Source organism: Candidatus Eisenbacteria bacterium (assembly GCA_016867495.1).
GTDB lineage: Bacteria > Eisenbacteria > RBG-16-71-46 > CAIMUX01 > VGJL01 > VGJL01.
The window spans coordinates 1-10,845 of sequence record VGJL01000083.1; the positions used below are offsets into that span (position 1 = coordinate 1).

General features: G+C 67.6%; 9 protein-coding genes. All 9 read right to left on the reverse strand.

Going from position 1 to position 10,845, the window contains the following annotated elements:
* Nucleotides 1-337 (reverse strand): hypothetical protein (locus FJY88_08650; protein ID MBM3287401.1); only part of this gene is annotated, 337 nt, incomplete at its 3' end.
* Between the two features lies 1 nt (nucleotide 338).
* Nucleotides 339-1,436 (reverse strand): 16S rRNA (cytosine(1402)-N(4))-methyltransferase RsmH, encoded by a 1,098-nt coding sequence (gene rsmH / locus FJY88_08655; protein MBM3287402.1) that lies wholly within the window; start codon nucleotides 1,434-1,436, stop codon nucleotides 339-341.
* The gene (locus FJY88_08660; protein ID MBM3287403.1) at nucleotides 1,372-1,815 is read right to left on the reverse strand and encodes a hypothetical protein; all 444 of its coding nucleotides are present in this window, start codon (nucleotides 1,813-1,815) and stop codon (nucleotides 1,372-1,374) included. The genes rsmH and FJY88_08660 overlap by 65 nt, the downstream gene beginning before the upstream one ends.
* A gap of 14 nt (nucleotides 1,816-1,829) precedes the next feature.
* Nucleotides 1,830-2,291 (reverse strand): division/cell wall cluster transcriptional repressor MraZ, encoded by a 462-nt coding sequence (gene mraZ, locus FJY88_08665; protein MBM3287404.1) that lies wholly within the window; start codon nucleotides 2,289-2,291, stop codon nucleotides 1,830-1,832.
* Nucleotides 2,292-2,457: 166 nt separating this feature from the next.
* The gene (locus tag FJY88_08670; protein ID MBM3287405.1) at nucleotides 2,458-3,921 is read right to left on the reverse strand and encodes a glycosyltransferase family 4 protein; all 1,464 of its coding nucleotides are present in this window, start codon (nucleotides 3,919-3,921) and stop codon (nucleotides 2,458-2,460) included.
* Nucleotides 3,922-6,012: 2,091 nt separating this feature from the next.
* On the reverse strand, nucleotides 6,013-8,139 hold the full coding sequence (locus FJY88_08675) for a glycosyltransferase (protein ID MBM3287406.1): 2,127 nt from the start codon (nucleotides 8,137-8,139) through the stop codon (nucleotides 6,013-6,015).
* Nucleotides 8,136-8,891, reverse strand: coding sequence for a polyprenol monophosphomannose synthase (locus FJY88_08680; GenBank protein MBM3287407.1), 756 nt, complete (start codon nucleotides 8,889-8,891; stop codon nucleotides 8,136-8,138). Before FJY88_08680 ends, FJY88_08675 begins: the two co-directional genes overlap by 4 nt.
* A gap of 9 nt (nucleotides 8,892-8,900) precedes the next feature.
* Nucleotides 8,901-9,836: an SDR family oxidoreductase gene (locus FJY88_08685; protein ID MBM3287408.1), complete on the reverse strand. Its 936-nt coding sequence runs from the start codon at nucleotides 9,834-9,836 to the stop codon at nucleotides 8,901-8,903.
* A complete protein-coding gene (locus tag FJY88_08690; protein ID MBM3287409.1) occupies nucleotides 9,833-10,783 on the reverse strand; it encodes a glycosyltransferase family 2 protein in 951 nt (316 codons plus the stop codon). Before FJY88_08690 ends, FJY88_08685 begins: the two co-directional genes overlap by 4 nt.
* Nucleotides 10,784-10,845: the final 62 nt, after the last annotated feature.

Below are 10,845 nucleotides of genomic sequence, written 5' to 3' on the forward strand. Positions count from 1 at the left end.
AGCTCACACGCCGCGTCGCCTCCTCCCCTCGCGTGCGCGGCGTCGATGGAAGGAGGATGCGCTGGCCCGAAGCGGCGACCGCCATCCCCCACTTCTCTTGCGCGACCTGCTGCACTTCCGTGAAACGGCACTCCTGCTTCAGCCTCGTTAGCAGGATCGCTTCGTCGGTCTCGAGAGACTGGAGATGCCGCTCCAGCCGCTCGATCCTTCCGCTCGTCTCCTTGATTGCGAGGCGCTCCCAGGTCAGCAGAAGCAGGAAGGAAAAGAAGCCGACCAGCAGGATGATCCCCCACAGGCCGGCCGGTCGACGCGGTCGGTGATGCCTCGCAGCCGCCATGTCAGTCCTTCCTTTCGAGGGCCCGCAGCCTCGCCGATCGGGCCCTGGCATTCCCCAGGACTTCGTCCCTTCCGGGACGCACGACTTTCTTGGTGAGCATCCGGAATCGGGGCTCTCGGTCCGCCCCCGGTTCCTTTCTGTGGAGCTGCTTGACCCGCCTGTCGCTGAGCGACTCATAGGCGATGACGAGCAGCCGGCCTCCCGGCACGAGCCAGTCGGACGCGTGGCGGAGAAGCGAGTCGATCTCCTCCAGCTCGCGGTTGACCCTCATTCTCAGGGCCTGGAAGATCCGCGAGAGTTCGGCGGGCCCTCCCGGGAGGGCTCCGGCCCGCCGCAGGATCGAGGCGAGATCTCCTGCCGTCTCGATCGGCGCGCGCTCGCGACCCCGCACGATCGCCCGCGCCGCGGCCCTCGGCCGGCGGACCTCGCCCAGCTCGCGCAAGAGCGTGATCAACTCCTCCTCCTCGAGATCGCGCAGGAGGTCCCCGGCCGTCCGCGACAGGCTGAGGTCCATCCGCATGTCGAGGGGAGCCGTCGGATCGGCGTACTGGAATCCGCGCGAAGGCTGGTCGAGCACCGCGGAGTTCAGACCGAGATCGACGAAGATGCCATGCGCGAGGGCGCCTTCTTCTGCGAGACGCTCCCCGATCCGGGAGAACGATTCGTTGAATAGCCTCACGCGTCCCTCTTCTCCGGCGAGCGCGGCCCTGGCGATCTCAAGCACGTCCGCATCCCAGTCGAATCCCCACAGGCGGCCGCTGGCGGAGAGATGCCGGAGGATGCCCCTGGCGTGACCTCCGCAGCCGACGGTCCCGTCCACGTACAGCCCATCCGCGTCCCAGACGAGGAATCGAGGAACCTCGCTCTCCAGCACGGGCGTGTGGCCCATCGGGGTTTCCCTTGTCTCCGGTACGGCGCCTCGCGGTCCGAGAGCGTCCCATGCCGACGCGGCTAGGGTTTTGCGCGTCCCGGTGCGATTGGGTCTTGCCCGAGAGTCGGCCCTCGGACCGCGTGCGCCGCCTCCGAAGAGCGGGCTAGTTCCTCGAAACCCCAAGGGGTGAGAGGTCCTGGATGAACTCCTCCATCCGGACCCGCTCATCCCTCGCCGGGAGCCGTACGTCGCACCCGGCGAACAACTCGATCTCCTCGACCGATAGCGTCAACAGAACGATCGCGAGCAAGTACGGATCGATGCCGCGGCACTGGATCGCGACGCGCCGTCTGCTCAAGCGCCTCAGCTCCTGAGCGACGGGGGCCATGCCGCGGAAGTCGATGTGCGAGACATTCTGCCAGTCGATCAACACAGACTCCGTCGCGGAGGGAAGATCGCCGAGAAGCTCCGCGAGTCGCGCGAGCTCCGGTCGTCCCATGGTCCCCGACAGATGCGCCGCCCATTCCCCCTCCGCGATCCTGACCAGCATCTCGCCAGGATCCTCGGCTCCTCGAATGAGCCCACGAATCATCGATCCCTCGGACATCGCGCGGAGCCTCCCTAGTCGCGGTGGCGGAAGTAGCTGCTCGCCAGTTCCTCGATCGTTCCCGAGGACTTCTTTCCGCTGGCCTGGTATTCCTGGAATAGGCGGGGCGACCACAGCTCGATCCGCGTGTTCGCGCCGTAGATCAGCACCTCGCGCTCGAGACTTGCGAAATCGCGCAGACCTTGGTTAATCTGTATGCGCCCTTGCGCGTCGGGCTTCTGGACGTCCGCGTCGTGCAGCATCAGCCGCTCGAAGTAGCGGGCCTCGCGCTCGGACTGGAACTCCTCGCGCTCGAATCGGGCCTGGAACTTCTCCCATGTCGAGGGGGGAAGGAGAAAGAGACAGCCATCGAAACCACGGATGAGGATCAGATGGGTCGCGTTGGCGAGCTTCATGATCTCGCGGTGCTTGGCGGGGACGTTGGTCCTTCCCTTCCGGTCCATCGCGTGGATGAATGTCCCGACAAAGGGAATCACGGTGCCCCCCGACCCGAGATATGACGATCAACTAACCCATTTCAACCCACTGCGGGGTTCAACTTAACCCTCCTTACCCCTCGGGTCAACAGGAAAAGGCCTGAAGACCCTTTTTGTCCGGGCGTTCTGCGCTGTTGATGGCGTCACGAACAATCGATCGGTATGTCTACGAGACGACCTCGTCGAGGATGTCGGCGAGGCGGCGGGCGAGGCGGCGGCGATCGTAGGACGCGACAACCTCCGGATCGGTCCGGGCCCGCAGGGCCCCTTCCGCGAGATAGGCGGCGAATAGATCGGCCAGCGCGCGGGCGCCTCTCTCTGGATCCGATGGGGGCGCGCAGGCGCCGGCCCCCGACGTCCGGATCAGATCCCACGCCGCCCCTCCCTCGGGGACAAGGGCGAGGATGGGACGGCCGGATCGCAGATACTCGGGGACCTTCCCCGGAAGGATGAGACGCCCCTCGTCGCTGTCCTGTTCCATCAGGAGCAGCAGCTGGGCCTCGTGGAGCCTCTTGATCCCCTCGCGATGCGCAACCGGGTCGGCGAAGCGAACCAGGTCGGAGAATCCCCTGCGGCGCGCCTCGCGCTCATCCTCGCTGTAGCGTGGTCCGACAAGCTCCACGCGCGTGCGCGCTCGCGCGTCGGGCCGCAGGCGAAAGAACGCTTCCAGGTGATCGAGCAGCGGCGAGACTCCTCGCTCGGGATTGAGCTGCCCCATGTGCAGGAGGAGGAACGATGGATCAGGGGGCGGAACCTCTCGCGGAAAGTCATCCCCGTCCCAGCCGTTCGGAATGCAGACGACCTTGGCGGGATCGATTCCCGCGATCCTCTCTCTGAAATCGCGCGCGGTCGCCTCGGAAGTCACGATGATCCGCGAGGCGGCCCGAACGACGCGCTCCTCCAGGCGATGCTGGATGCGCCTGTGGAGCGGCGTCGGAGGACGGAAGCTCATCCTGCGCGTCCACGGATCGCGGAAGTCCGCGATCCACGGGATTCTCATGCGCGAGAGGCGAAGCCCGACCAGGTGCGCGCTGTCGGGCGATGAGGTCGTCATGAGGACCGCCCCCGGTTTCCACGCCCGCCGGACGGCCCGTGTCGCCACCGGAACCCAGCCGACGTAGGGATCGGGGATCAGGAAGATCGAGGAGAGCCGCCTGAGGAGGCGCTGAGACCTTCCGGAGCGGCAGGCCGCGCCGGCGGCGCCCCGCCGTCCCCGCGCGAGCCCGCCCAGCCTCGCCGGGATCGTTCTCGCCTCGGTCCGCACGACCTCGAGATCCGCCGGGATCTCCGACGAGAGCGTCGGGTCCACCATCCAGTAGCGGCTCTCCTTGACGGTCACGATCGTCGGGCGCCAACTGTGCTCCGGCAGATAGCGCGCGAACTTCAGCGTCCTCTGCACCCCCGCCCCGCCTGTGGGCGGAAAGAAGTAGGCGACGTAGATGAGCGATCTCACCGCGCGGCGACCGCTAGGGACATGGGCCGTCGCCCAGCCCGACGCCGACGGACCGCAGGCCGTCCGGGGTCGATAGACGGATCCAGTAGAGTCCGGGAGCGAGCCGCTCGCCCGAGGCGCCGGCGCCGTCCCAGACGGCATCGCCCGCGGCGCGCCGATCGAAGCGGGAGACGACATCCCCGCTCACATTCACGATCAGCCCATCGGCGAGCCCGGCGAAGCCGTGGAGCCTGATCCCCTCGCCGCACCCCGGGATGAACGGGTTCGGATAGGCGACGACCTCGTCGGCCCCCCTTCCGGTCGCGGGCGTGGGTGTCAGGCGCGCCAGCCCTCTCGCGGTCCCTATCCAGACCGACCAGCCGTCGGGATCGAGGGCCAGCGTCTCCACGTTCGGGTTCGGGAGATCGGGAGGCCCGTAGGTCGTGAATGAGAACCCCGTCTCCGTCGGCGCGAGACGCGTGATCCCGCCGCCCCGCCCCTGCAAACCGGTCGCCACCCAGGCTCCCCCGTCGGCGACGGGCAGGAGGGCGCTGACCTGCGGCATGGGGAGGCGATCGAACCCCGGCCCCACCTGCCTGATCTCGTCGGTGTCGAGGTCGATCACGCTCAAGCCGGCGGCCGTGCCGACCCAGACGACGTTCCCCCGCGCGGCCAAGCGGGTGACCGCGTCCGAGATGATCCGCCTCGCGAAGACCGAACCGGTGGAATAGAGCGCCCAGGTCCCGTCATCGCCGGAGAGCGGCTTTCGGTCCGGACCGAGGTTCCAGCGATGGAGCCCCCGCTCCCTGTATCCGATCCAGAGATCCTCGCCGAGGGGAAGGACCGCGCGGACTCGATTGCTCATCATTGTGCCGGGGGGCGCCGTGCTGATCGTGATCGGCGTCCACTCCCCGGTCTGCGCGTCCCGGAACCAGACTCCCTGGGCGTAGGCCTCCTGGTCATTGTCCGATGCCGCCCAGAGATTGCCGTCCGCGTCGAAGACGAGATCGCGCAGATTGCGCGGCTCCTGGACCAGGGTCTGCTCACCCTGAACGAGCCTGAGATCGCATCCCGACGCGCCGCAACAGCAATGGGCCATCCAGAGACCGTCCGCGCCGAAGAGCAGGTCGAAGCACCAGTTCTCGAGGTTGATCGGCCGGGACCACTCCCGTCGATCGTACGACTGGCGCATCGGCACTTGCCCCGACTTGGCGGTCGTCGCGTGGAGCCGACCCTCGGGATCGAAGGCGAGGGCGAGGTAGTGGGAACGGGCGCTCGGTCCGGGGAAGGCGTGCCGCCTCCACTGCGCCTCCGCCGGGTCGAAGCGCCAGAGACCGTCGGCGGCCTCGTTCGGATCATGGCCGGCCGCCCAGAGGCGACCGTCGGGCGTGCGAAGGAGGGCCCGCGCCAGGAAGGACCGGCCCCCGACCAGCGACCATGCGGCCTCGCCCACCCGGGCCCAGACCCCCTTGCCGCCGGCGGCGTAGAGCGCGTCCCCAACCGAAAGCAGATCGACGATCGCCGCATCGCTCGTCATCCCCGCGGCCAGGAGGGTCCATCTCCGCTCGCCTGACGGCCCGCGCAGGACGTAGACGCCTTCCGGGAACGCAGCGATCCACTCGCCCCTGTGGCGAGCGAGACGGGTCGCCGATGGATTTGCGACCCCATCCGCGTAGGTGGTCCATCCTCCCGCACCGATGGTGTCGCGGTGGACCACCCCGAGGGCCGTGGCGATCCAGATGCCATCGCCGCCCGGATCGCTCGCGAGATCCCTCACGTCGAACGAAGGCAGCCCGCAGGGGTCGATCCCCTCCTGGCATGGGAAACGGAGTCGGAAGTCGCCGCCCGACTTGACCTGGATGCTGAATCCCTGCGCCGTCCCGACGAGGAGAGAGTCCTCCCCCAGCCGGATCCGTTGAATCCTGTCGCCCGGAATGGGTCGAAGAATGCTCGTGTAGGGCTCCCACGAGCCGGTCCCGGGATCGAGGATCGAGATCCCGACCCTCTCGGTCCCGAACCAGATCCGGCCGTCGGGACCGGCGACGGCCTGGCTCAGGGAGTCGCTCAGGAGGCCGTCGCGCCCCCTGTGGAAGACCGTCGACTCCTCGCTGCCGGGATGATAGGCGACGGCGCCGCCCCCCGTGGCGATCCATATCCTCGAGCCGTCATAGGCGAGAGCGCGCAGGTCGTTCACGTTGAGATGGACGTCCCACCGCGTCTGCCGGCCGTCTTCCGCGGCCGCGCGGGAGAGGCAGGCGGCCAGCATGCAAAGGATGGCCAGAGATCGTTTCACCTTTCCCCCTTCCTGCGGCGCAGGCGATCCAGGAGCAGGCTGCCGTCCAGGGCGAGGCTCCACCTTCCAACATACTCGAGATTCGCCGCGCATCGCTCCTCCGTCGTCCTCGCGGCGGGCCCCGCAAGCGTGATCCATCCCGGCGGCGCGTCGGGCGGAAAGCGGCGATAGGCCTCGGGGAGCGCGTCCCACGCGGCCGCCTCGAACGGGTGGATCCCGACCATGCTCCACTCGCCGCGCAGCCAGAGAAGCAACGTCGGGTACTCGCGCACGGCGGTGAGGAGGAAGCCGCCGGGCCATCTCCCCGCCAGCGCGCCGACGCAGAGCCTCTTGCCGTTCCTGCCGATCAGCTCCCTGCGGAGCGTCCCCCGCCCCAAGAGGGCGGCGCCCCCGCGCGCGAGAAGGAAGGGCACGAGGAACAGAGCCAGCGCCGTGAGGGCCGCCGCGGTGTCGAGGATCCGCTTCTCCCACGACCGTCCGGCAAGACGGAAACCGGAGACCTGCAGGGCCGGCATGCCGAGGAAATCCCCCATCCGCGCGCCGTGGCGCAGAGAGGCGCGAAGACGGGGGACGAGACGCACCGGAATCCCCGCGCCGGTGAGCCGCTCGATGAGAGCGGCGGGGGCCGCCTCCGACCAGTCCTCGAAGATCACGACCTCCGCGATCCTCTCGTCCTGCACCCACAGGAGCGTCGCCTCCTCGATCGAGGCCGGCTCCCCGCCTCGGGGAACGGCCAGGACCGCCGCGGTGTTTGTCAGCGGAAGGATCTCCCATCCGAGGTGAGGGTCCCGATCGAGGCGCCGCCTCATCTCCTCCGCGTCCGCGGGGGGCGCCAGGAGGCCGATGCGCCGGAGGTGGAGCCTCCTCGAGCGAACGCTCCCCTGCGCGCGGAAGATCGCGGCGCGGAAGAGGAGGATATAGAGGAGCGCCAGCGGCAGGAAGACGATCACGACCGCGCGGGAGTAGACGGGGGTGGCGAAGAGGAAGGTGGAAGCCATCATGATGAGGGCCGTGGCGGCGATGGCGCGCGCCGCTCCGAGCAGCTGCTCGCCCCCCTCCTCGCGCCTGCGGCTCCTGTACATTCCGGCGAGGGCGAGGGCGACCAGGGCCACGGCGTTCGTGAAGACGAGCAGCCTCGCGTAGCGGCCCACGCCGAACATCGGCTTCTCGAAGATCGCCCCCGACAGGTGCCTCGCCAGATAGGCGGACGCGAAGGCCAGATTGACCGCGGCGAAGTCCGAGAGGACGAGAATCATCTTCCTGATGGTCGAGCTGCGGCGCTTGAGCCAGTAGAGGACGAAGCTCCACTTCTCGTAGTAGCGGAAGGTCGAGGCAAGATGGATCAGAAGCCCCTTGCCCGGCCGGCGCGCGCTCTCGCGCCCGTAACGGTGGACCATGATCGAAGCCGGGTGGTAGACGGTCTTCCAGCCCCGCGCGCGCATCCGGTAGCACCAATCGACATCCTCGAAGTAGAGGAAGAACCGCTCGTCCATCGGTCCGACATCCTCGACCGCGCGCCGCCGCACCAGAAGACTCGCCCCGAGGCACCAGTCGACTTCGCGCGTCTCCTCGTGGTCGTAGTCGAGCATCAAGTGCTCCCTCAGGATCCTGTGGTTCGGCCAGAGGCGTCCGAGGAAGGTCCTGCGCAGGAGGAAGACCGGGAGCGTGTAGAAGGTCCTGCACGAGTGCTGCAGACTGCCGTCCGGATTGAGGAGCTTCGGCGCGGCGATCCCGATCGTCGGATCCCGTCCCATGCGATCGAGCAGCGCCTCGACGCTCCCGGGGCGGACCTCCACATCCGGATTCAGGACGAGGAAGCAGTCTCCCCTCCCTGCCGCAAGTCCCTGGTTCACGGCCCGCCCGAATCCAAGGTTCTGCTCGTTGCGCCGATAGATCGCCCGAGGGTGCTCGGAAGAGATCCTCTGTGCCTCCTCGTCCAGAGGGGCGTTGTCGATGACGAGCACCTCGTGGGGGAGCGAGGCCGCGCTCGATGCGATCGAGGCGAGGCAGGCGCGCAGGAGATCGGGCGTGCGGTAGTGGACGATGATGAACGAGATCTTCGGGACGCCGTCGCCGGGCGACTGTCCGCCCGCGCCTGTCGTGAAGAGAGACGCCTGGCTCATGAGGCGACCCCTCTCGGAGGGCGCGGGCGCCGGCCGAGCAGGCGCGCGAAGCCCAGGCGGATCACCAGCACCATCGCCTCCCGTATGATCCTGCGGTTCATCTTGCTGATTCCGACGCGCCTGTCCACGAAGAGGATCGGGATCTCGGCGATGCGGAAGCCCATCCTCCAGGCGTGCCAGCTGATCTCGATCTGGAACGAGTAGCCGTCGCTCTTGATCCTCTCCATGTCGATCGATTCCAGCACGACCCTGCGGAAGCATTTGTAGCCGCCCGTGGCGTCCTTGACCGGGAGCCCGGTGACCACTCGGGAGACGAGATTCGCGCTATAGCTCAGCATCAGCCGCCTGAGGGGCCAGTTGACGACCGTGACCCCGTCCAGGTAGCGGCTCCCCAGGACGAGGTCCGCGGATCGGGCGGCCTCGATGAACTTCGGGATCTCGGCGGGATCGTGCGAGAAGTCGGCGTCCATCTCGAAAACGAGATCGACCCCGCGCCCGAGGGCGTACCGGAAGCCGTCGCGGTAGGCAGACCCAAGACCCATCTTCGTCGGACGGCGGATGCAATGGACCCTCGAGATCGCCCGGCTCATCTCCTCGACGTGGCCGCCGGTGCCGTCCGGGGAGGCGTCGTCCACGACGAGGACCTCGATGTTGGGCCCGACGGCGAGGACCTTGGGGATCAGCTCGCGGATGTTGTCGAGCTCATCATGGGTGGGGATGATCACCATCACCCTGGGGAGATTCCGGTCCATCACGCCCGCTCAGGATCGGGAATCCGCCCCGCGAAACCACTCGACCGTCATGCGGAGGGCGTCGCGCACGTCGACCTTCGGCTCCCAGCCGAGCCGCGACCGCGCGAGGCCGATGTCGGGCTGCCGCACCTTCGGGTCGTCCTCCGGCAGCGGGCGGCAGATCACCCGGCTCGCGCTCCCGGTGATCTTGAGAATGACATCGGCCATCTCGGCGACCGTCATCTCCTGCGGATTGCCGATGTTGACAGGCTCCTGGAGATCGGACCGCATCAACCGATCGATCCCATCGACGAGATCGGTGATGTAGCCGAAGGAGCGCGTCTGCGTGCCCTCCCCGAAAACGGTCAGCGGTTCGCCCCGCAGCGCCTGCATGATGAAGGTCGGGACCGCCCGGCCGTCGTCGCGCCTCATCCGGGGACCGAAGGTGTTGAAGATCCTGACGATCCTGGTGTCGAGGTTGTGGTATCGGCGATAGGCCATCGTGAGCGCTTCCGCGTATCGCTTCGCCTCGTCATAGACTCCCCGAAGGCCGATCGGGTTCACGTTCCCCCAGTACGACTCCGGCTGCGGGTGGATCAGGGGATCGCCGTAGACCTCGGAGGTCGACGCGAGCAGGAAGACCGCCTTCTTGGCGAGGGCGAGTCCCAGCGCCTTGTGCGTCCCCAGAGCCCCCACCTTGAGCGTGTGGATCGGGAGCCTCAGGTAGTCGATCGGGCTCGCGGGACTGGCGAAGTGCAGCACGTAGTCGAGCGGACCGTCGACGTAGATGTAGTTGGTCACGTCGTACTCGATGAACGAGAAGCGCGGGTCCCGTATGTGGGCGATGTTCTGCACGCTCCCGGTCAGGAGGTTGTCCATGCAGATCACCTCCATCCCCTCCTTCAGCAGGTGATCGCACAGGTGGGAGCCGATGAACCCTGCCCCCCCCGTGATGAGTACCCTCATGGCTCTCCCTCCTCGGGTAATCGCTTGTAGATGGGGGCCTCGCGCGGCCGTTCGATGGCGGCGATCATCTCCGCCAGCAGGCCCATCGAGATGAACTGGATGCCCAGAATGACGAGTATGACAGCGAAGAGCAGGAGGGGACGGACCCTGAGCTTGCTCTCGATCACCCAGATCGCGGCCATGTAGAAGTTCAGGAGGATTCCCGCCGCGAGGAACAGCACCCCCAGGCGGCCGAAGACATGAAGCGGCGAGCGGTGCCTCCCGCTCAGAAACATCACGAGCAGGAGATCCAGGAAGCCGTTCACGAAGCGGCTCGAACCGAACTTGCTCCGGCCGTGGAGCCTGGGGTGGTGGAGGACCTCCTTCTCTCCGACCCTCCATCCCAGCCGATGGGCCAGCACCGGGATGTAGCGGTGCAGCTCTCCATGGAGGGTCAGGCTGTCCGCCACCGGCCGCCGGTAGACCTTGAAGCCGCAGTTGAAGTCGTGGATCTTGATGCCCGTCGCCCACGATGTGACCAGGTTGAAGACCCGGCTCGGGAGACGCTTGTTCAGGGGATCCCGCCGCCTCCTCTTCCATCCCGACACGAGATCGTAGCCCGACTCGCAGACCGCCAGCATGCCGGGGATCTCCTCGGGATCGTCCTGCAGATCGCCATCGAGGGTGACGATGTAGGCATCGCCCCTGGACTCGCGGAAGCCCGTGGCCAGGGCGGCCGACTTGCCGCAGTTGGTCCGCAGGACGATCAGGCGCAGTCCTGGGATCGTTCCGATCCGCTCCTCCACCCGCGCGGCCGTGCCATCGGTGGACCCGTCATCGACGACGAGGATCTCCTGGCTCCGTCCGAGCCGCGCCAGGACATCGGAGGTCTTCTCCAGCAGGACGCAGATGGAGCCTGCCTCGTTGAAGGCGGGAATGACGACCGAGATCTCGACCGATCGGCTCACTCAGGCTCCCCCGCAAGGTAGCGGATCATCCACGCGTGCATCCGCGCAAGCCCATCCTCGAG

Bases quoted from the DNA above. Each gene is read 5' to 3' on its own strand.
- rsmH (MBM3287402.1), bottom strand. From the start codon at position 1,436: ATGAGCGGGTCCGGATGGAGGAGTTCATCCAGGACCTCTCACCCCTTG.
- FJY88_08680 (MBM3287407.1), bottom strand. From the start codon at position 8,891: ATGGACCGGAATCTCCCCAGGGTGATGGTGATCATCCCCACCCATGAT.
- FJY88_08675 (MBM3287406.1), bottom strand. From the start codon at position 8,139: ATGAGCCAGGCGTCTCTCTTCACGACAGGCGCGGGCGGACAGTCGCCC.
- FJY88_08660 (MBM3287403.1), bottom strand. From the start codon at position 1,815: ATGTCCGAGGGATCGATGATTCGTGGGCTCATTCGAGGAGCCGAGGAT.
- FJY88_08685 (MBM3287408.1), bottom strand. From the start codon at position 9,836: ATGAGGGTACTCATCACGGGGGGGGCAGGGTTCATCGGCTCCCACCTG.
- FJY88_08670 (MBM3287405.1), bottom strand. From the start codon at position 3,921: ATGTCGTCTCCCGCTTCGATCGGCGCGCCGCGGGCGATGCCGTCTGGG.